The 21,558-nt window shown below is 32.8% G+C and carries 16 protein-coding genes; 12 read left to right on the top strand and 4 right to left on the bottom strand.

What is annotated here, in order from left to right; translation table 11 throughout:
* Nucleotides 1-17 precede the first annotated feature (17 nt).
* The 4 genes from hisH (at nt 18) to hisIE (ending at nt 2,982) form a co-directional block, all read left to right on the top strand.
* Entirely contained in the window at nt 18-611 is a 594-nt protein-coding gene (hisH, locus tag ASE40_RS15540; RefSeq protein ID WP_057118005.1) for an imidazole glycerol phosphate synthase subunit HisH, read from the top strand.
* Nucleotides 612-728: 117 nt separating this feature from the next.
* Nucleotides 729-1,454 carry a 1-(5-phosphoribosyl)-5-[(5-phosphoribosylamino)methylideneamino]imidazole-4-carboxamide isomerase gene (gene hisA / locus ASE40_RS15535; RefSeq protein ID WP_057118004.1) on the top strand — a complete coding sequence of 242 codons (726 nt, stop codon included), beginning with the start codon at nt 729-731 and terminating at the stop codon, nt 1,452-1,454.
* Between the two features lie 81 nt (nt 1,455-1,535).
* Nucleotides 1,536-2,291: an imidazole glycerol phosphate synthase subunit HisF gene (gene hisF / locus ASE40_RS15530; RefSeq protein ID WP_057118003.1), complete on the top strand. Its 756-nt coding sequence runs from the start codon at nt 1,536-1,538 to the stop codon at nt 2,289-2,291.
* 88 nt (nt 2,292-2,379) lie between these two features.
* On the top strand, nt 2,380-2,982 hold the full coding sequence (hisIE, locus tag ASE40_RS15525) for a bifunctional phosphoribosyl-AMP cyclohydrolase/phosphoribosyl-ATP diphosphatase HisIE (protein ID WP_317039124.1): 603 nt from the start codon (nt 2,380-2,382) through the stop codon (nt 2,980-2,982).
* A gap of 133 nt (nt 2,983-3,115) precedes the next feature.
* Here hisIE and ASE40_RS15520 read toward each other — a convergent pair whose 3' ends face one another.
* Nucleotides 3,116-3,814, bottom strand: a complete 699-nt coding sequence (locus ASE40_RS15520; protein WP_057118001.1) for a carbohydrate-binding family 9-like protein — start codon at nt 3,812-3,814, stop codon at nt 3,116-3,118.
* 166 nt (nt 3,815-3,980) lie between these two features.
* Here ASE40_RS15520 and ASE40_RS15515 point away from each other — a divergent pair, with 166 nt between their 5' ends.
* Nucleotides 3,981-5,636, top strand: a complete 1,656-nt coding sequence (locus ASE40_RS15515; RefSeq protein WP_057118000.1) for a M1 family metallopeptidase — start codon at nt 3,981-3,983, stop codon at nt 5,634-5,636.
* Between the two features lie 235 nt (nt 5,637-5,871).
* On the opposite strand, the gene ASE40_RS15510 is transcribed toward ASE40_RS15515, so the two are convergent.
* Complete coding sequence (locus tag ASE40_RS15510; protein WP_057117999.1) at nt 5,872-7,416, bottom strand: hypothetical protein; 1,545 nt, start codon at nt 7,414-7,416, stop codon at nt 5,872-5,874.
* 155 nt (nt 7,417-7,571) lie between these two features.
* Between ASE40_RS15510 and ASE40_RS15505 the strand changes: the two genes are divergently transcribed.
* From ASE40_RS15505 to acs, 7 genes are all read left to right on the top strand, one after another.
* The gene (locus tag ASE40_RS15505) at nt 7,572-8,747 is read left to right on the top strand and encodes a 2-isopropylmalate synthase (RefSeq protein ID WP_057117998.1); all 1,176 of its coding nucleotides are present in this window, start codon (nt 7,572-7,574) and stop codon (nt 8,745-8,747) included.
* Nucleotides 8,748-8,824: 77 nt separating this feature from the next.
* On the top strand, nt 8,825-9,943 hold the full coding sequence (gene leuB, locus ASE40_RS15500) for a 3-isopropylmalate dehydrogenase (RefSeq protein ID WP_057117997.1): 1,119 nt from the start codon (nt 8,825-8,827) through the stop codon (nt 9,941-9,943).
* Between the two features lie 268 nt (nt 9,944-10,211).
* A complete protein-coding gene (gene ilvD / locus ASE40_RS15495; protein WP_057117996.1) occupies nt 10,212-11,885 on the top strand; it encodes a dihydroxy-acid dehydratase in 1,674 nt (557 codons plus the stop codon).
* Nucleotides 11,886-11,988: 103 nt separating this feature from the next.
* Entirely contained in the window at nt 11,989-13,677 is a 1,689-nt protein-coding gene (ilvB, locus tag ASE40_RS15490; protein WP_057117995.1) for a biosynthetic-type acetolactate synthase large subunit, read from the top strand.
* Between the two features lie 84 nt (nt 13,678-13,761).
* Nucleotides 13,762-14,283 carry an acetolactate synthase small subunit gene (ilvN, locus tag ASE40_RS15485; RefSeq protein ID WP_057117994.1) on the top strand — a complete coding sequence of 174 codons (522 nt, stop codon included), beginning with the start codon at nt 13,762-13,764 and terminating at the stop codon, nt 14,281-14,283.
* Nucleotides 14,284-14,328: 45 nt separating this feature from the next.
* On the top strand, nt 14,329-15,798 hold the full coding sequence (gene ilvC, locus ASE40_RS15480; protein WP_057117993.1) for a ketol-acid reductoisomerase: 1,470 nt from the start codon (nt 14,329-14,331) through the stop codon (nt 15,796-15,798).
* Nucleotides 15,799-16,289: 491 nt separating this feature from the next.
* The gene (acs, locus tag ASE40_RS15475; RefSeq protein ID WP_057117992.1) at nt 16,290-18,200 is read left to right on the top strand and encodes an acetate--CoA ligase; all 1,911 of its coding nucleotides are present in this window, start codon (nt 16,290-16,292) and stop codon (nt 18,198-18,200) included.
* Nucleotides 18,201-18,406: 206 nt separating this feature from the next.
* Here acs and ASE40_RS15470 read toward each other — a convergent pair whose 3' ends face one another.
* Both ASE40_RS15470 and ASE40_RS15465 read right to left on the bottom strand, forming a co-directional pair.
* Nucleotides 18,407-19,003 (bottom strand): 3'-5' exonuclease, encoded by a 597-nt coding sequence (locus tag ASE40_RS15470; protein WP_057117991.1) that lies wholly within the window; start codon nt 19,001-19,003, stop codon nt 18,407-18,409.
* A 3-nt stretch (nt 19,004-19,006) separates the two neighbouring features.
* Nucleotides 19,007-20,920, bottom strand: coding sequence for a DUF294 nucleotidyltransferase-like domain-containing protein (locus tag ASE40_RS15465; protein ID WP_057117990.1), 1,914 nt, complete (start codon nt 20,918-20,920; stop codon nt 19,007-19,009).
* Nucleotides 20,921-21,558: the final 638 nt, after the last annotated feature.

Below are 21,558 nucleotides of genomic sequence, written 5' to 3'. Positions count from 1 at the left end.
AGCTTAAAGCTTTTTTAATGAAAATAGTAATTATAAATTACGGAGCAGGAAATATTCAGAGCATTATGTTTGCTATTGAAAGATTGGGATTTAAGGCTGTTTTGAGTAATAATCCAGATGAAATTAAATCGGCAGATAAAGTGATTTTTCCTGGTGTGGGCGAGGCAAGTTCGGCGATGGCTAAACTTCGCGAAAGTGGTTTGGAAAGCTTAATTCCAGAATTAAAACAACCTGTTTTAGGCATTTGTCTCGGAATGCAGTTAATGTGCAATCAGACAGAAGAAGGAAACACCAAAGGTTTAGGAATTTTTGATGTTGATGTCGTGAAATTTTCAAACAATGTAAAAGTACCACAAATGGGATGGAATCAGATTTATGATTTAAAAACCGATTTGTTCAGCGGAATTTCTGAAAATGAGTTCATGTATTTAGTTCATAGTTTTTATGCGCCAAATTGTTCAGAATCTATTGCTACAACGAATTATGACGTGGAATATGCATCGGCTTTGCAAAAAGATAATTTTTACGGAACCCAATTTCACCCAGAAAAAAGCGGGGACGTGGGAGAGAAGATTCTTGGAAACTTTTTGAAACTAAAATCCAAAGATTAAATTCCAAATTCCAATATTAAAATCAATTTCAATCAAAACATCAATTTTAGAAATTACTAATTCAATACTCTTTTTTGAATAATCTAAAATCTAAAATCAACAATCTAAAATATAAAAATGAGAATAATACCAGCCATAGATATCATTGACGGAAAATGTGTTCGTTTGTCCAAAGGCGATTATGATACGAAAATAATTTACAATGAGAATCCGCTTGAAGTGGCGAAATCATTTGAAGCACACGGAATTGAATACTTGCATTTAGTGGATCTTGATGGCGCAAAATCGAGTAAAATTGTTAATTACAAGATATTAGAACAAATTGCAACGCAAACGAGTCTAAAGATCGATTTTGGAGGCGGATTAAAATCGGATGACGATTTGAGAATTGCTTTTGAAAGCGGTGCAAACCAAATTACCGGCGGCAGTATTGCGGTGAAAAACAGAGCCATTTTTGAAAAATGGATTTTCGAATACGGATCAGAAAAAATCATTCTTGGTGCAGATGCAAAAGACGAAAAAATAGCAGTTTCAGGCTGGCTGGAAGAATCAAATGAAGAATTAGTTCCGTTTATTCAGGATTATCAAACAAAAGGAATTCAGTATGTTATCTGTACTGATATTGCAAAAGACGGAATGCTTCAAGGCCCAAGTTTTGATTTGTACAGCAAAATTTTAGCGGAAGCAAAAGGAATAAAATTAATTGCATCTGGAGGAATTTCAACTTTCGACGAATTACCAAAATTAGCAGAACTAGGCTGTGAAGGAACTATAATAGGAAAAGCGATTTACGAAGGAAGAATCACTTTAAAACAGTTAGAGGATTTTATAATTAGAAAATGAGAAAATTTGATAATTAGATAATTTATGCGTGACGAAAATAATTATCTAATTGACTAATTATCTAATTAACACATTAAAGAAATGTTAGCAAAAAGAATAATACCCTGCTTAGATATAAAAAACGGAAGAACGGTAAAAGGCGTTAATTTCGTTGATTTGCGCGATGCCGGCGATCCCGTAGAATTGGCTGAAATTTATTCAAGAGAAGGAGCAGATGAATTGGTTTTCTTGGATATTTCGGCAACAGAAGAAAGACGCAAAACACTGGTAAATATGGTGCGAAGTGTTGCAGAGAAAATCAATATTCCGTTTACAGTTGGCGGCGGAATTTCATCTGTTGAAGATGTTGACATTCTGCTGAATAATGGCGCAGATAAAGTTTCCATAAATTCATCAGCAGTCAAAAATCCGCAATTAATTAATGATTTGGCTCAGAAATTTGGAAGTCAATGCGTTGTTGTCGCAATCGACGCCAAACAAATTGACGGACAATGGATTGTGCATTTAGTAGGAGGAAAAGTACCAACAGAACTAAATCTATTCGATTGGGCTGTTGAAGTGGCAGAACGCGGTGCCGGCGAAATTTTATTTACTTCAATGGACAATGACGGAACTAAAAATGGGTTTGCAAATGAAGCTTTGGCGAAACTTTCCGAATTAGTTAATATTCCAATCATTGCTTCAGGCGGAGCTGGAAATATACAGCATTTTGTAGATTCGTTTAAAGAAGGAAAAGCTGATGCGGCTTTGGCAGCAAGCGTTTTTCACTTTAAAGAAATCGAAATTAAAGCTTTGAAAGAAGAACTGAAGAATAATGGAGTGGAAGTTAGACTTTAAAGAGAATCAAGAAACAAGAAGAAAGATTAGATTTAATCTAAAATAACAAAAATTCAGAGAATCTAAAATCTGAAATCTAAAATCTAAAATTAAAATGGACATCGATATCAAAAGCGCACACGGACTAATTCCGGCTATAATTCAAGATTCAGAGACAAAAAATGTTTTGATGCTGGGCTATATGAATGAAGAATCGCTTCAAAAAACAATAGAGACACAGAAAGTAACTTTTTTCAGTCGTTCCAAACAAAGACTTTGGACAAAAGGTGAGGAGAGTGGTAACTTTTTAAATTTGGTAAGCATTAAAAATGACTGCGATGGCGATACGCTTTTGATTCAGGCAAAACCTGTTGGGCCAACTTGCCATACTGGTGCAGATACGTGCTGGCAGGAACCAAATGAAGCGAATTATGGCTTCATTTCTCAATTAGAAAACACAATTAAAACTCGAAGAGAAAATGCAGATTCTGAGAAAAGTTATGTAGCTTCTTTATTCGAAAAAGGAATCAATAAAATTGCTCAAAAAGTGGGTGAAGAAGCTGTAGAAGTGGTTATTGAAGCAAAAGATAATAACGATGATTTGTTTCTTAGCGAAAGCGCCGATTTGCTTTTTCATTACCTAATTTTATTGCAGGCAAAAGGTTATCAGCTGAATGATGTTGTGGATGTTTTAAAGAAACGTCAGAAGTAAAGTTTTGTTTCAGGTTTCAAGTTTCAGGTTCTTTGCGATAACTTGAAACTTGAAACTTGAAACCTGAAACTTGAAACTTGAAACCTGAAACTTGAAACCTGAAACAAATGAAACCTGAAACAAATGAAACTAATTACTCCACAAACTCAAAAACCGCAAATTCTGCTGGCTGATGAAAACCAAATTTTAAACTCTTATAAGGTTGTAATGCAAGGTATTCGATACTGTTACCGTAATCTATTCTAAAAGCACTTCCTTTCCATTTTGTACCAATTTCTGGTTTTAAAAAATTACCGTTTTTAATATTTTTAAGGCTTGAAAAAGGAATTTTAATTTCGACACAATAACCATCAGGATTTATTTTACTTACAGATTCTAGTCTTTTAATATCAAAATCCATTGCGGTTTTCCATCCGCCGCATTCTGGCGAAATACATTTTAAAAGCAGATCATAGTTACTTGAAAAAGCGTTTACTCCAATTTCAATATAATTCTGCCCATCTCCATCTGGATCAAGAAAAAGTTCTACTAAATCATCGGTGTAAAAAATCTGGGAATCTTTCTTTTGAGGTTTTCCAATAATTTTAGAATCGATGCAATTGTAAGCTATATAAAGATTTTCGTCATTCCACGAAAGTGAAACAAATGTATTTTGAGCAGCTTTTTCTCCAGAATCGTGAATCGCAAACGGACCTAGAAAAGGTGTTTCCCAATCTGATAAATTTCCATCAATGCTGATTTTATTTTTCGTTTTATGAATAGCTATATTTTGTGAATTTACAGCTGTCGATAACATTACAACCAAAAAAGAAGCTATTACATCAAATCTCATATTTAAATTTTATTGATTAAAAACACTAAAATATAGAAGAATAATGAATTTAGGTGTTATTTTTTTCATCCTTAAAACATAAAATTTTAAAATACTTGATATGAATGTTTACATTTGTTGAAGATTAAGTGGTTTAATTACCTTATTTATTACAAATTTTTAAATAATGAAAAAATACTTTAGCAGTGCATTTATCGCCTTTTTAGTTGGTTTCACAGCAAATGCCCAAGGACTTTTAAATAAGTCTGAAACTGTTTTTACGCATCAGGACACTTTACGTGGCAGTATTACGAAAGAAAGAGCTTGGTGGGATTTAAAATACTATCATTTAGATGTAAAAGTAAAACCATCTGAGAAAACAATTTCGGGTTCAAATACTGTTCGTTATACTGTTTTGACAGAAAATAATAAAATGCAGATCGATTTGCAGCAGCCAATGCAGATTACTAAAGTTACTCAAAACGGAAAAGAAGTAAAGTTTGAAAGAGATGGAAATGCTTTCTTTATTACTTTGACTGAAAAGCAAAAAGTTGGAGACACAAAAGAAATTATCATATCTTTTGAAGGAAAACCAAAAGAAGCAGTTAGAGCACCATGGGATGGCGGATTTTCTTGGAAAAAAGATAAAAACGGAAAAGATTTTATTGCTACTTCTTGCCAGGGCTTAGGCGCAAGCGTTTGGTGGCCGTGTAAAGATCATATGTACGATGAAGTAGAAAATATGCTGATCAGCGTGAATGTTCCCGGAGATTTAACTGAAGTTTCAAATGGAAGATTAAAAAGCGTTAAAAAGGAAAAAGACGGAACAAAAACTTTTAATTGGTATGTTTCTAATCCGATTAATAACTACGGCGTAAATATCAATATTGGCGATTACGTTAATTTCTCTGAAGTATTTAAAGGAGAAAAAGGTAATTTAGATTGTAATTATTATGTTTTAAGAGATAATTTGGCTTTAGCAAAAGAACATTTTAAAGATGCTCCAAAAATGCTGAAAGCTTTTGAAGATTGGTTTGGACCTTATCCATTTTACGAAGACAGTTACAAATTAGTGGAAGTGCCTTATTTAGGAATGGAACACCAAAGCTCTGTGACATACGGGAATCAATATAAACAGGGTTATTTAGGAAAAGATTTAAGCGGAACTGGCTGGGGACTGAAATTTGATTTTATTATTATTCATGAGTCTGGCCATGAATGGTTTGCAAACAATATCACTTATAAAGACATTGCAGACATGTGGATTCACGAAAGCTTTACGAATTATTCAGAAAGTTTATTTTTGGAATATTATTACGGAAAAGAGGCTGGCACTGAATATGTTATTGGATGCAGAAAAGGTATTGAAAACGACAAACCAATTATCGGTCATTATGATGTAAATAACGAAGGTTCAGGAGATATGTATCCAAAAGGTGCAAATATGCTGCACACCATTCGTCAGATTGTTAATGATGATGCGAAATGGAAATCGATTTTAAGAGGTTTAAATAAAACCTTTTATCATCAAACGGTAACTTCTAAGCAAATTGAAGATTATATCAACGATCAGTCTGGAATTAACTTCAACAGAGTGTATGCACAGTATTTAACTACTACTAAAATTCCTGTTTTTGAATATATGTTTAAAAATGGAACTTTAGGATATCATTGGACCAATTGTGTTTCAAAATTTGATATGCCTGTAAAAGTTAAAATAAACGGTGTAGAAACTTGGTTGAAACCAACTACAGACTGGCAGTCTATTAAAACTGAAAATGAAGATAGAAAACTCGAAGTTGATAAGAATTTCTATGTAACGACTTCTAATATTGTAGAGTAAAGTTTTTAAAATTTCAAAATAAAAAAATCCCAAATTCCAATTAAGTGGCGTTTGGGATTTTTTATTTTAGTTTTTTTATTAAACCCCACAGGTTTTTAAAACCAGTCGGGTTTGTTCTTTTCGTAACATTTTGTCATTTAGAGCGAAGGGCGAAATGACAAAAAGGGCTAAAAAACTTCTTGTTTTTCAGCCTTTTTTATTGGAATTTGGATTTTTTTTATTGGAATTTAAAAGATTATCTATTGTTAAGTTTTGCTTTTTCCTTTATAATATCAGCAATTTTTCTATTTTCTATTTTGCTTTCAAGCCACGAAATAATATCAAGATATAAGAATGCTCTTTTCTCATAAGTATTCTTCTCAAGCTCTACAAAGCGATCGTGCATTTTTTTGAATTCCTTTTTTATATCAGCTGGATAAAAGTTATTTAAATTTTTAAGGAATTTGATGATTTCTTTCTGAACTTCATGTAAATCATTCATTTTCAATAAAAACTTATACGTGCTTTTAAGATGATTTTCTAAGTAATAATCTTTTCCTAACTCATAATGCGCAATTAAAGACAATAATCTTGCAAAACACATCAAGTCTTCTCGCATTGTTAAGTTCTTGTTGTTGATGATTTTATCTAAATAATTGATGCATTCATTGTATTTTTCATTTCCAAAATAAATGGAAGCAATTTTATAGAAAAACAGCATTTCGTGGTGTTCATCGAGATGTTCACTGTGTACTTTAAGTTTACTTAAAATCTCTGGAATTAGATATTCGCTTTCAGCAAAAGTTCCTTCTAAAATATGGAGATTTAATTTGTTATTGTACACATATAGAAATGACAGCGATGCAATATTATCATTTGCAGGGAATTTAGGATCTGCAATTGTTTCTTCTAAAAGATTCAGATACTTCTTAAAATTAGATGTATACTTTAACATATAAAGCGATTCTAAGAAATAATGATTTCCTTTCAAAAAAAATACAGGATTAAGATAAATCATGTTCGGATTATCATAAAACAATGTAACCCATTTGTAAGCATATTTATAACTGGCCAAAAAGTCTTGAACTAGAAAGCTTCGCCACAAGTTGGCATTATAAAACCAGTATTTTTCGCGAAAGCCAAATTTACTTTCATCTAATTTTGAAATATGTCTATTGAAATAATCGTCAATATATTTGTATTCGGCATCACTTTTTACGTATCCCGTTTTTAGCATGATTCCGTATAACTGAAGCGATAAATTCGATAATTTGCTTGATATTGTATTGCGGTAATTCAATTCTTTAGCCTGAACAACCAATTCGTCTGCTCGGCCTTGAATACTTCGGGTAATATATTGGGATTCGATTAGTTTTTCAAATTCAACAATTTCATACGCCATATATTTTTCATCATTCTCCAGCGCTTGTTGTTTGGTCTTATCCAAAATTTTCAAACTCTGCTTATACAATCCTTTATTATAAAGAATTACAGCAAAATCCATTTGTTCACGAAGCTGGTAGCGAATATTCTGGCTGGGAATATTCAATCTTATACTTACTAAGATTTGCTTGTATAAGTATGATTTTAAGTTAGATAGCTGAACTTTTTGGATAATGCCACTTTTAAGAATGAGCTTTTCATCATAAACTTCAGATTTATCAAGAATGTTGAATAATTCAATAAATTTTGTGTTTGAACTCGTCTCTAATCGGCTTGCAAAAATTTTAAACTGTCTTTTTTCTGATTTCGAAAGTGATTTGATTAAAACAAATAAGAAATCTTTTTGATGGTTAGCCATTGTAAAAAATAATAATGTAACTTATTGATAATAAATTAGTTAATAAGGTATAAATCGTTTTATGAACAGTATAATTTCATTAAAATGAATTTCGTACTGCGATAGTACGATATATATTTGTTATCAAGATGTGAAATTACATTAAATAAATGAATATGAATAGAGAGAAAGTTCAAATTTTTGACACCACTTTGCGAGATGGTGAACAAGTTCCAGGATGTAAGTTAGATACTAAACAAAAATTAGTTATCGCAGAAAGACTTGACAAAATGGGAGTTGATATCATCGAAGCAGGCTTTCCTGTATCAAGTCCAGGCGATTTTTTATCGGTCTCTGAGATTTGTAAAATTGTAGAAAATGCAACCGTCTGCGGACTAACAAGAGCCGTAAAAAACGACATTGATGTTGCTGCAGCTGCTTTAAAGCACGCTAAGAAACCAAGAATCCATACTGGAATCGGAACTTCACAATCTCACATACTCCATAAATTAAATACTACGCCGGAAGATATTATTGCAAGAGCAAAATATGCTGTAGCACATGCAAAATCTTATGTAGAAGATGTTGAATTCTACGCTGAAGATGCAGGTAGAACAGACAACGCTTTCTTGGCCAAAGTTTGTGAGGAAGTTATTAAATCTGGAGCAACAGTATTGAATATTCCTGATACTACTGGATATTGTCTTCCAGAAGAATACGGAGCAAAAATTAAATATTTAAAAGAAAACGTAAAAGGAATCGAAAACGTAATCCTTTCATGTCACTGTCATAATGATTTAGGAATGGCAACTGCAAACTCGATCGCAGGAGCTATAAATGGAGCAAGACAAATTGAATGTACTATTAATGGTATTGGTGAAAGAGCTGGAAATACTGCACTTGAAGAAGTGGTAATGATCTTCAAACAACATCCTTACTTAAATTTAGATACAAACATCAATACAAGAGAATTAAACGAAATGAGCCGTTTGGTTTCTGAAAGTATGGGAATGATTGTACAGCCAAATAAAGCGATTGTAGGAGCAAATGCTTTTGCACACAGTTCTGGTATTCACCAAGATGGTGTAATCAAAAACAGAGCAACTTACGAGATTATGGATCCGCTTGATGTTGGTGTAAACGAATCTTCAATTATTTTGACTGCAAGAAGCGGAAGAGCTGCTTTGGCTTATAGAGCTAAAAAAGTGGGTTACGAACTTACAAAAACACAGTTAGATATTGTATATGTTGAGTTTTTGAAATTTGCAGATATTAAAAAAGAAGTTTTAGATGCTGATATTCATCAAATCATCGAGGCTTCTAAAATTGAAGGTGAATTAATTAGAAGCTAGTTAAGAAGAATAGAAAATAGAGCAAAGAAGAAAGAGAAAAATAATAAAGGATTTAAATACATAAAGAACGAGACGTTATGAATTTGAAAATTGCAGTTTTGCCAGGAGATGGAATTGGACCTGAGGTTATTTTACAAGCCAAAAAAGCATTGTATGCTATTGCTGAAGTTTATAATCATGAATTTGTTTTTGAAGATGCGCTCATGGGAGCGGTTGCAATTGATAAAACAGGAAGCCCTTTGCCGGAACAAACACTAAATCTGTGCTTAAATACAGATGCAGTTTTGCTTGGTGCAATCGGAGATCCTAAATATGATAATAATCCTAATGCAAAAGTTCGACCTGAACAAGGTTTATTAAAGCTTCGTAAAGAATTAGGTTTGTTTGCGAATATCCGTCCGATAAAACCTTACAAAGCATTAATTGAAGCTTCTCCTTTAAAAAGAGAAATTATTGAAGGAGCTGATTTTACAATTTTCAGAGAATTAACAGGCGGTGCTTATTTCGGAGCTAAAACACTTAATGAAGAAGGAACGCATGCCTCGGATTTATGCGAATATTCAGAAGAAGAAATCACCAGAATTGCACATTTAGCTTTTAAATCGGCACAAAAACGACGCAAAAAGTTAACAATGGTAGACAAAGCCAATGTTTTGGAAACTTCAAGATTGTGGAGAAAAGTAGTTCAGAAAGTGAGCGAAAATTATCCAGATGTTAAGCTTGATTTTTTATTTGTTGATAATGCGGCAATGCAGTTGATTTTAAATCCGAAACAATTTGATGTGATTTTGACTGAGAACTTATTCGGAGATATTTTATCTGATGAAGCCAGTGTAATCACAGGATCTATTGGTTTACTGCCATCGGTATCTTTAGGAGAAAAAAATGCTTTGTTTGAACCAATTCACGGATCATATCCGCAGGCAAAAGGAAAAAACATCGCCAATCCGATTGCTTCGATTTTAGCAGCAGCGCTTTTGTTAGAGCATTTTGGATTAACTAAAGAAGCTAATGTAATCTATAAAGCGGTAGAAAAAGCAATTGAATACAAAGTTGTAACAGTTGATTTAAAACCAGATTCAAAATTCGGAACAAACGAAGTAGGGGAGTTCGTTTCTAATTTTATTTTCAGTAAAGATGATTTGCTGTATTTTAATAATGACAATGTAAGTATTGGACAATCTACAATTGTTTAATATTTTTTGTTAAAAAGTGAATTTAATAACAAGAAGTATCTGAAATGTTGAGATTTTATTTTTTTAGTTCCTAAAGTTTCTGTACTTTTGTGACACTAAAAAATAAATGATGCAAATCTCAATTATTATTATTTCTGTCGTTGTTGTCAATGTGATTCACACATCTGCATCGGGAATGTTATAAATATAATTGAAAAACTATATTACAAACCTTCCAAATACTGGAAGGTTTTTTTTTGAATAAAAATTAAAATAAAATAAAGCAATAATGGAATTAAATAAGTACAGCAAGACCATCACTCAAGATCAAACACAGCCTGCGGCGCAAGCAATGTTGTACGGAATTGGTTTAACTGAAGAAGATTTAAAAAAAGCACAAGTTGGAATTGTGAGCATGGGTTACGATGGTAACACTTGTAATATGCACTTGAACGATTTAGCAAAAGATGTTAAAAAAGGTGTTTGGGATGCAGATCTTGTCGGACTTATTTTTAATACCATTGGTGTCAGTGACGGAATTTCAAACGGAACTGAAGGAATGCGTTATTCATTGGTTTCTCGTGATGTAATTGCAGATTCTATAGAAACAGTAGTTGGAGCGCAATGGTACGATGGTGTAATTGCAATTCCAGGCTGTGATAAAAATATGCCGGGAGCTTTAATCGCAATGGGACGATTAAACCGTCCAGCAATGATGGTTTACGGAGGATCTATTCACTCTGGAAAGTGGAAAGGTGAATCTTTAAATATTGTGTCAGCATTTGAAGCTTTAGGAAAAAAGGTTAAAAACGAAATTACTCCAGAAGATTTTAAAGGAGTTATCCAAAATGCTTGTCCAGGTGCTGGTGCGTGCGGTGGTATGTATACGGCAAACACAATGTCTTCGGCAATTGAAGCATTAGGAATGAGCTTACCATACAGTTCATCGAACCCTGCTTTAAGTCAGGAAAAAAGAGACGAATGTCTTGCCGCCGGAGCTGCAATTAAAGTTTTATTAGAAAAAGATATTAAGCCAAGAGATATTATGACTCGCAAGGCTTTCGAAAATGCTATTACAATTGTAGCAGTTTTAGGAGGTTCTACAAATGCAGTTATGCACTTAATCGCAATGGCTCACTCTGTTGATATTAAAATTACTTTGGATGATTTCCAAGCAATTAATGATAGAACACCAGTTTTGGCTGACATGAAACCAAGTGGTAAATACATGATGGAAGATATTCATGAAGTGGGGGGAATTCCAGCTGTAATGAAATATTTATTGAAAGCAGGACTTATTCACGGAGATTGTTTAACAGTAACAGGAAAAACAGTTGCTGAAAATTTAGCTTCAACTCCAGATTTACAAGACGGACAAGAAGTAATTCATGAAATTCAAAAAGCGTTAAAACCAACTGGAAATATTCAAGTTTTATACGGAAACCTTGCTTCTGAAGGAGCTGTAGCAAAAATCAGCGGAAAAGAAGGGGAGTATTTCGAAGGTCCAGCTGTAGTATTTGAAGGTGAATTTGAAGTAATTCCAGGTCTTCAAGCCGGAAAAATTAAACCAGGTAATGTAGTCGTCATCAGGTATTGCGGGCCAAAAGGTGGTCCAGGGATGCCTGAAATGCTGAAACCTACATCTGCTATTATTGGTGCTGGATTAGGAAGCAGCTGTGCTCTTATTACAGACGGTAGATTCTCTGGAGGTTCGCATGGATTCGTGGTAGGACACGTTACACCAGAAGCTTATGATGGTGGTGGTATTGCTCTAGTAAAAGATGGCGATTTAATTGCGATCGATGCTGTAAAAAATACTATTGACCTGAAAATTTCCGACGAAGAATTTGCAGCTAGAAAAGCGGCTTGGGTACAACCACCGTTAAAAGTTACAAAAGGAGTTTTACTTAAATACGCAAGATCGGTTTCTAGTGCGTCAACAGGCTGTGTTACCGATAATTAATTAATAAAATAACAATATCAAAAATCAATTGCAATAACAATATTAATCGAAATATAAAATTGATATTGAAATTTGAAATTGATTTTTGAAAACAAAATATACTATGAAAATATCAGGGGCAGAAGCCGTTATAAGATGTTTATTAGCAGAAGGTGTAGACTTGGTTTATGGTTATCCGGGAGGAGCAATCATGCCGGTTTATGACGAATTATATAAATTTCAAGATCAGTTACACCATGTATTAGTACGCCACGAACAAGGCGCAACACATGCAGCTCAAGGGTATGCAAGAGCTACAGGAAAAGTAGGTGTGGCAATTGCAACTTCAGGACCAGGTGCAACAAACCTTGTAACAGGAATTGCAGATGCTCAAATCGATTCGACTCCGTTAGTTTGTATTACAGGACAAGTTGGAAGACATTTATTAGGATCTGATGCTTTTCAGGAAACAGATATTATCGGAATTTCAACTCCGGTTACAAAATGGAATTTTCAGGTAACTGAAGCTTCTCAAATTCCAGAAATTATTGCAAAAGCATTTTATATTGCTCGTTCTGGACGTCCAGGGCCTGTATTAATTGATATTACTAAAAACGCACAGTTTGATGAGTTTGATTTTAGTTATGAAAAATGTACCGGAATTAGAAGTTATGTTCCAGTTCCAAAATTAAAATTAGATAAAGTTGCCGAAGCTGCAGCTTTAATTAATAGTGCGCAAAAGCCACTTATCGTTTTTGGTCAGGGAATTATTTTAGGTCAAGCCGAAGCTGAATTTAAAGCTTTTGTAGAAAAATCTGGAATTCCTGCAGCTTGGACAATTTTAGGATTATCAGCATTACCAACAGATCATCCGTTGAATGTGGGAATGTTGGGAATGCACGGAAATTACGCTCCAAATTTATTGACAAACGAATGCGATGTTTTAATTGCTTTCGGAATGCGTTTTGACGACCGTGTGACTGGTAATTTAAAGACATATGCAAAACAAGCAAAAGTAATTCACTTTGAAATTGATCCAGCAGAGATTGATAAAAACGTGAAAACAGAAGTTGCAGTTTTAGGGGACGTAAAAGAATCTTTAGCGGCTTTATTGCCATTAATTGAAGCAAAATCTTATGACTTGTGGTTCAATCAATTTAGAGAATTAAGAAATATTGAATTTGAATCTGTAATTAAAGAAGAATTAAATCCAACGAATGGCAAAGGAATTTCAATGGGAGAAACTATTGAAATGATCAATAAACATTCAAATGGAGATGCAATTATCGTTTCAGATGTTGGGCAGCACCAGATGTTTGCTTGTCGCTATGCTAAATTTAATTCGACTAAAAGTAATATTACTTCCGGAGGTTTAGGAACTATGGGATTTGCTTTGCCTGCTGCAATTGGGGCAAAAATGGGAAAACCAGAACGTGAAGTAGTTGCGATTATTGGTGATGGAGGTTTCCAGATGACAATTCAAGAGCTTGGAACAATTTTTCAAACCAAAGTTCCTGTGAAAATTGTGATTTTAAACAATGAATTCTTAGGAATGGTACGTCAATGGCAGGAATTGTTCTTTGATAACAGATATGCTTCAACAAAAATGATTAATCCAAATTTCATTGCAATTGCCGAAGGATATTATATCAAATCTAAAAAAGTTACGCAAAGAGAAGATTTAGATGCAGCGGTCGCTGAGATGCTGGCTTCAAAAGATTCTTACTTCTTAGAAGTTATGGTGGAAAAAGAAAATAACGTTTTCCCAATGATTCCAACAGGAGCTTGTGTTTCAGAAATTAGATTAAGCTAAAGAAAAGTTTCATGTTTCAAGTTTTACGTTTCAAGTTGGAAAACCTGAAACGTGAAACCTGAAACAAAATAAACTAAAAAACAAATGGAAGATAAAACATTTACCATATCGGTATACTCAGAAAATAACGTGGGTTTATTAAATAGAATATCTGGAATATTCTTAAAGCGTCACATTAATATATTAAGTCTAAATGTTTCTGAATCAGAAATAGAGAATGTTTCAAGATTTATCATTGTAGTAAACACTACAGAAAAATGGGTTCAGAATATTGTTGGACAAATTGAAAAACAAATTGAAGTTATAAAAGCATTTTATCACACAGATGAAGAAACTATTTATCTAGAAAATGCATTATTTAAAATCGCTTCTAATTTGTTGTTCGATGAAAAACAAATTCAAAATATAATTAAAGACAGCCAGTCTACGATTGTAACAGTTTCAAGAGATTTCTTTGTGATTTCAAAATCAGGAAGACGTTCAGAAATTGAAGAATTATACGAAAAATTCAAACCGTACGGAATTATGCAGTTTGTACGTTCAGGAAGAATTTCGGTTTCTAAAGAAAAAATGGAAATATCTTCATTATTAGAATCTTATAAATAAAACAATTTAGTTACTATAACATTATCATTAAACATTAAAACAAAAATGGCAAATTATTTCAATACATTACCACTTAGATTACAATTAGAACAATTAGGAGTTTGCGAATTTATGGAGCAGTCTGAGTTTGCAGACGGAATTGCGGCATTAGCAGGAAAAAAAGTTGTAATTGTAGGCTGTGGAGCACAAGGTTTGAATCAAGGATTAAATATGAGAGATTCTGGTTTAGATATTTCTTATGCATTACGTGCAGATGCAATAGCTGAAAAAAGAGCTTCTTATAAAAATGCAACTGAAAATGGTTTCACTGTAGGAACTTATGAAGAATTGATTCCAACTGCAGATTTAGTTTGTAACCTTACACCAGACAAACAACATACAGCTGTGGTAAATGCTATTATGCCATTAATGAAAAAAGATTCTACGCTAGCTTATTCTCACGGATTCAATATTGTAGAAGAAGGAATGCAGATTCGTAAAGATATCACTGTTATTATGTGTGCTCCTAAATGTCCTGGTTCTGAGGTTCGTGAAGAGTACAAAAGAGGTTTTGGTGTGCCAACACTTATTGCAGTTCACCCAGAAAACGATCCAAACGGTTTTGGTTTAGATCAGGCAAAAGCTTACGCTGTAGCAACTGGAGGACATAGAGCCGGAGTTTTAAGATCATCATTCGTTGCTGAAGTAAAATCAGATTTAATGGGTGAGCAGACAATTCTTTGCGGTTTATTGCAAACTGGATCTATTTTATGTTTTGATAAAATGGTTGAAAAAGGAATCGATGCTGCATATGCTTCTAAATTAATTCAATACGGATGGGAAACTATTACTGAAGCTTTGAAACACGGTGGTATTACAAATATGATGGACCGTTTGTCAAATCCTGCAAAAATTGAAGCATATGAATTGGCTGAAGAATTAAAAGACATTATGCGTCCATTATTCCAAAAACACCAAGACGATATTATTTCTGGAGAATTCTCAAGAACTATGATGATTGACTGGGCTAATGACGATGTGAATTTATTAAAATGGAGAGCTGCAACAGGAGAAACTAACTTCGAAAAAACAGCTCCGCAAGAAGCTCCAATTTCTGAGCAAGAATATTTTGATAATGGAGTATTGATGATTGCAATGGTAAAAGCTGGTGTTGAGTTAGCTTTTGAAACAATGACTGAAGCAGGTATCATCGAAGAATCTGCTTACTATGAGTCATTACACGAATTACCATTAATTGCAAATACAATTGCAAGAAAGAAATTATTCGAAATGAACCGTGTAATTTCTGATACTGCAGAATACGGTTGTTACTTATTTGATCATGCATGTAAGCCTTTATTGACTGAATTCATGAAAAAAGTGGATACTAATATTATTGGTAAACCATTTTCAACTTCAAATGGAGTAGACAATGCAGTATTAATCGCTGTAAACAAAGAAATCCGCCAGCATCCTATCGAAGAAGTTGGAGCATGGTTGAGAGAGTCTATGACAGCTATGAAAAAAATTGGATAATTAAAAATTTGGGAATTCCCGCAAAATTGGATTTTGCGGGTTTTGCACTGTATCAATGATTTGTAATATTTTGAATTAGTAAGCACTTATTAAAGAAAAAAGATATAGATGCATATTGCATTCACTTAACTTCTGTGAGAGTAGTTAAGTGAAGCTGATCCCTTATAATGGGGTATATTTGATAAAATATACTTGTTGAAATTTCTGTTTTAATTAATAATGATGCTGCTATTTTCAAAATAGAGAAAAGTATGGTAAGGCATTTAAGAAATTAATTGTTATTGAAATTTGTTAAATTAAAAAAGGCATAATATCTATTTATTATGCCTTTTTTGCCCTTTCTATTTTGGTTTAAAAGTAAAATTTTATATCATATGCAAATAATTGTAATATTTTATTAAAGAAATGTTTTTTTTTGATAAAATTTATGAATTAAATTGTTTCTAGAATACATTCAGATTTAATACATTTATAAAAAAATTCAACAAACGATGAGCTATTACAAAATTGAAAATTTAGAACAATATTTTAAACATTACAATAAGTCAATAAGGGAGCCAAGAAAATTTTGGGGAAAAATAGCTGAGGAGAATTTCACATGGTACCAACAATGGGAAAAAGTAGTTGATTTTAATATGGCTGATGCTGAAGTAAAATGGTTTACAGAAGCTAAAGTTAACATTACCAAAAACTGTATCGATAGACATTTAAGCAAAAGGGGAGATAAAACGGCTATTATTTTTGAACCGAACGATCCTTCTGAAGATGCTTTACATATAACGTATAACGAATTATACGAAAGAGTTTCAAAAATGGCAAACGTTCTTCGCGAGCAGGGTGTTCGAAAAGGAGATAGAGTTTGTATTTATTTGCCAATGATTCCAGAATTAGCCGTTGCTGTATTGGCTTGTGCTAGAATTGGAGCGATACATTCTGTTGTTTTTGCTGGATTTTCTGCATCTGCAGTATCTGCAAGAATTAACGACTGCGAATGTAAAATGGTTATCACATCTGATGGAGGTTATAGAGGTAACAAAACAATTGACTTAAAGGGAATTGTTGACGAAGCTTTAGAAACTTGTCCATCTGTAGAAAAAGTTTTAGTGGCAAAAAGAACTAAAACTGATGTAAAAATGAAAGAAGGCCGTGATATCTGGTTACAGCCATTATTAGATGCAGCTTTAGACAATAGTGTTGCCGAAATTATGGATGCAGAAGATCCTTTGTTTATTTTATATACTTCAGGATCAACAGGTAAACCAAAAGGAATGGTTCACACTACTGCTGGTTACATGGTTTATACAGCGTATACTTTTAAAAATGTTTTCAGCCACGAAGAAAATGATATTTTCTGGTGTACAGCAGATATAGGCTGGATCACAGGACATTCTTATATATTATACGGACCATTATTAAATGGAGGTACGACTGTACTTTTTGAAGGTGTTCCTTCTTACCCTGATTTCAGCCGTTTTTGGGAAATTATCGAAAAACATAAAATTACACAATTCTATACAGCACCAACAGCAATTCGTTCGTTAGCAAAAGAAAGCCTAGATTATATTCAAAAATATCCTCTTAAATCTCTTAAAGTTATTGGATCTGTTGGAGAACCAATTAACGAGGAAGCTTGGCACTGGTTCAATGACCATGTTGGAGATAAAAGATGTCCAGTTGTAGATACATGGTGGCAGACAGAAACTGGAGGAATCATGATTTCACCGATTGCGTTTGTTACACCTACAAAACCTACTTATGCAACTTTACCATTACCAGGAATTCAACCCGTTTTGATGGATGAGAAACGTAATGAAATTGAAGGAAACCAAGTAGTGGGAAGTTTATGTATTAAATTCCCGTGGCCTGGAATTGCTAGAACTATATGGAATAATCACGAACGTTACAAAGAAACTTATTTCTCTGCTTTTCCTGGAAAATATTTTACAGGAGACGGAGCATTAAGAGATGAAGTAGGATATTACAGAATTACAGGTAGAGTAGATGACGTTGTAATTGTTTCTGGCCACAATTTAGGAACAGCGCCAATTGAAGACGCAATCAACGAACACCCTGCAGTTGCAGAATCTGCTATTGTTGGATTCCCTCATGATATTAAAGGAAATGCTTTGTATGGTTACGTTATTCTAAAAGAAACTGGAGAAGTTAGAAATAAAGAGAATTTGTCTAAAGAGATCAATCAATATATTGCAGATCACATTGGACCAATTGCTAAATTAGATAAAATTCAGTTTGTATCTGGTTTGCCAAAAACACGTTCAGGAAAAATCATGCGTAGAATTTTACGTAAAATAGCTGAAGGAGATTTTTCTAATTTTGGTGATACTTCAACTTTATTAAATCCAGAAGTTGTAGAACAAATTATGAAAGAAAGAATTTCTTAAGTAAACTATAGAAAAATAAAAAATGCCTCTTAAATTTAAGAGGCATTTTTTTATATTTTAATCTAAAAGAAAAATGGCTTAATAATTTGTCGGACTTAGCGAAGTCGAACTCCGTTTGCAGAATCACTTTGCGGGACTTCGACTTCGCTAAGTCTGACAATCGCATTATTTTCTTTTATAAAAATTTAAAAAAAGAAATTTTACTTTTATTTAATTCCTAAACGAGATTTTAACTTCAAAAATAATAGACCAATTCTATAAGCATCTTCAGAAGAAGAATTTCGATCGCTTTTCGGAATTTTATAAATTTCGAATAAATCGTCAAGCGAAAACTGTTTGTCATTTATATCAGTTAGTTTTCTGTACATCACGTCAACATCAAGAGCTTCATTTTTTAATCTTCCGCAATCCAGACGTTCTAAAGCTGCATTGAGCATTTCGACATCAAAATTAATGTGATGCCCAACCAAAACTGAATTTCCGATAAAATTAACAAAAGCTTCAAGTGCATCTGGTTCAGGCATTTTCATCATTTTGCTTTCAATGATAAATTCATTTGAAAGACCATTATCCTGAAGATATTTGTATTGAAGTAAAACAGTTTCAAAACTTTCTTTAATAACAATACTATCATCAATAACTGAGAACGCACCAAGAGACAATATAACATCTCTATCCGGATTTAACCCTGATGTTTCTGTTGATAGAACAACAAACTTATTAGGTTTAGTTTCGAATTTAGTTAAATAATCTTTCCAGAATTCTGGATAGTCTTTATTAATATTTTTCAGCCAGTCTAGCATATTTTATGAGAATTGTGTCAATTGAAATTTACTCTTAATCAGTTCCTCCAGGTCTTTCATTGGGGTTAAAGCATTTTTTAATTTCTCTTTGTCAGTTTTTGACATTTCTCTTAAATTAATATATTGGCCAGAGTCGTCATTTTTTAATCCTTCAACAGTTCTAAATTTCGAAAGGGTTAAGAAAGCATCTGCACAGCTTAAATAAATTTCTGCATTTTTAGAATCTGTTATCGCTAATTGTTTGAATCTTAAGTAAGTATTTTGAATTCCTTTAATGTTAGCATTTAATATCAATAAACGCGCACCATCAATTAATGGCATTAAAGCACGTGTTTTTATATCAAATTTACCTTTATGCGGACCTTCTTCTTCAACAATAAATTTCTTAAAGAAGCTTAAAGGAGAATTTCTTTTTAAGGCATCATTTCCTAAAAAGTCAAAAAACAAAGTATTGTTGACAGCATTTTTGAAAATAACATTTTCAATAGCTTCTTCAATTTTTGGTTCACCAAAAACAATTTCATAATCAAAGAAAATACTGCTCAAATCATTACTGTTTTCACCTGGAGTATTCATCCAGCTGTTGTATTGTTTTGTCCAGTCACTCAGTGATTTACACCAAAGCATATTGCTTCCCATATGTCCATTAGGGCAATATTCGTAACCTACTTTTTCAAGTATAGAAGTTGTTCTTTTTGCTAATCTCAAGAAATAATCTTTTACTTCTCTGTATTTTTCAGGTGTAACATCTTCAAAAATTAAAATACTGTCTTGGTCTGTAAGTAACAGTTGTTCTTTACGGCCTTGACTTCCAATACTTAACCAAGCAAAACGTGCAGGAGGGGAGCCTAAATCTAAAATGGACAGCTCAACAGCGCGTTTAATGATAGCCAAGTTTATTTCACTTGCAATATTACTCACATGCGAAATTGGAATATTTTTTTGAATTGAATTTTGAATCAAATCTGATAAACGATCACGTATTTGTTTTAAATCTTTCGGAAGTTGCGAACGTTTAATTTCTTTAATTAAAACACCAGGGTTACTGGCTTGAGCCACAATAAGATCGTGTTCAGAAATAATTCCTTTTACAACAGATTTGCTTGTTCCGTCTTTTGTAACGCATAGGTGTGTCACATTATGTTTCAGCATTAACAATTGCGCTTCTGCTAATGAAACATTTTCTAAAACCGTAACAACCGGCGATGACATAATTTTGTCAATAGTTTCAGTAATAGGATAACGTCCTGTTGCAATCTTCGAAGATAAATCGGCATTGGTAACAATACCAATAGGGTGATTTTTTTCGCAGATTATAATATTATCGACCATCGAATCGGTCATTAAAATCGCAACATCTTTAATAATATGATTAGATTGCGTTGTTAACGGCGAATTATTGTAGTTAAGTGACTGAATATATTGCATTTCTGATTGCTGATCTAAGAAATCAGTATCAGAAATCAGTTTACCGTTTGAGCTCACGCTGTCTTTTGTATGTCTTGAATTTACAGCAAAACTTTCTAATAAAAAGTTTAAAACGTCTGAGTTATTAGCAACAAAAGGTCTAAACACAGCGATTGGAATAGCGTATATAATACTTTCTTCACGTGCTTTAGCGGTCATCATGTAATTATTTTTGGCAAAAAACGGACGTAAACCAAAAATATCTCCTTCGTGACATTTATTTATAATTGTTTCTTCAGCGTCTGCAATAGTCGTAAGATTAATTACACCAGAAGCTACAACATAAAAACTATCATGAAGCGGATCGTTATTTTGAAACAAAACCGCATGTTTTTCTAAATTAATGACACGAATATTCGTAGCAATATCTGATAATTCCTGAAAAGTTAAATTATCAAATGGTTTGTATTCTTTTAAAAAATCTGCAATATGCTCAGCGACTGTATTCATATGTTTGATAATTTATTTTTAAAGTATCGAATGTAAAAATAATAAAATAAAGTCTTACAATGAAAGCATCTTGATGAGAATATAAAGAATATTAAGAAAATGTTAAACATTACTGATTTAAAGGCTTAAAAATGGTTTTTTAAAGTTAAGATTTGGCTGTTTATTTTTTTAAAGAGTTTAAGTTTATCAGTTTGCGTTTAAACTAAATTTAGAAATAAATATTTTCAGAGGAGTACCCAGAGACGTTTGTAAACGGTTATATAAAAAAGATTAAAGTAGCATGAGCAGTGGTTTTTAAAATATTCTATTTTACATAATATAAATTATAGTTCATTTGTGGTATAACATATTAACAATTACCACATGGCCTTAAAACGATCTTCTTTAGAGAATTACACACTCTTACTTGTAGAATTAGCTAAAATGCGTCACACAAATTTCAATGCAAAAACATTCTTGAAAAAGATGCGCCCATTTTGCAAAACATCACACTTAAAGTTCCAAACATTATTTCTAAGAATCCGTGGTTCAAATATAGGAATTACAATTAGAGTTTGTACGGATTGCTTTATAGTAACTCAATCTTTTTGTGTTCACGAATTTATTTTTTATTGCAATTCTCAGAAAACGCTGATTTC

It is taken from the genome of Flavobacterium sp. Root935 (genome assembly GCF_001429295.1).
GTDB lineage: Bacteria > Bacteroidota > Bacteroidia > Flavobacteriales > Flavobacteriaceae > Flavobacterium.
Note: the sequence above shows the minus strand (reverse complement) of the source record. Positions and strands in the feature narration are given on the sequence as shown.

Coding starts and splice junctions, on each gene's coding strand:
- hisF (WP_057118003.1), top strand. CDS start 1,536: ATGTTAGCAAAAAGAATAATACCCTGCTTAGATATAAAAAACGGAAGA.
- ilvC (WP_057117993.1), top strand. CDS start 14,329: ATGGCAAATTATTTCAATACATTACCACTTAGATTACAATTAGAACAA.
- ilvN (WP_057117994.1), top strand. CDS start 13,762: ATGGAAGATAAAACATTTACCATATCGGTATACTCAGAAAATAACGTG.
- hisH (WP_057118005.1), top strand. CDS start 18: ATGAAAATAGTAATTATAAATTACGGAGCAGGAAATATTCAGAGCATT.
- ASE40_RS15515 (WP_057118000.1), top strand. CDS start 3,981: ATGAAAAAATACTTTAGCAGTGCATTTATCGCCTTTTTAGTTGGTTTC.
- ilvB (WP_057117995.1), top strand. CDS start 11,989: ATGAAAATATCAGGGGCAGAAGCCGTTATAAGATGTTTATTAGCAGAA.
- ASE40_RS15470 (WP_057117991.1), bottom strand. CDS start 19,003: ATGCTAGACTGGCTGAAAAATATTAATAAAGACTATCCAGAATTCTGG.
- ilvD (WP_057117996.1), top strand. CDS start 10,212: ATGGAATTAAATAAGTACAGCAAGACCATCACTCAAGATCAAACACAG.
- ASE40_RS15510 (WP_057117999.1), bottom strand. CDS start 7,416: ATGGCTAACCATCAAAAAGATTTCTTATTTGTTTTAATCAAATCACTT.
- acs (WP_057117992.1), top strand. CDS start 16,290: ATGAGCTATTACAAAATTGAAAATTTAGAACAATATTTTAAACATTAC.
- hisA (WP_057118004.1), top strand. CDS start 729: ATGAGAATAATACCAGCCATAGATATCATTGACGGAAAATGTGTTCGT.
- ASE40_RS15520 (WP_057118001.1), bottom strand. CDS start 3,814: ATGAGATTTGATGTAATAGCTTCTTTTTTGGTTGTAATGTTATCGACA.
- leuB (WP_057117997.1), top strand. CDS start 8,825: ATGAATTTGAAAATTGCAGTTTTGCCAGGAGATGGAATTGGACCTGAG.
- ASE40_RS15465 (WP_057117990.1), bottom strand. CDS start 20,920: ATGAATACAGTCGCTGAGCATATTGCAGATTTTTTAAAAGAATACAAA.
- ASE40_RS15505 (WP_057117998.1), top strand. CDS start 7,572: ATGAATAGAGAGAAAGTTCAAATTTTTGACACCACTTTGCGAGATGGT.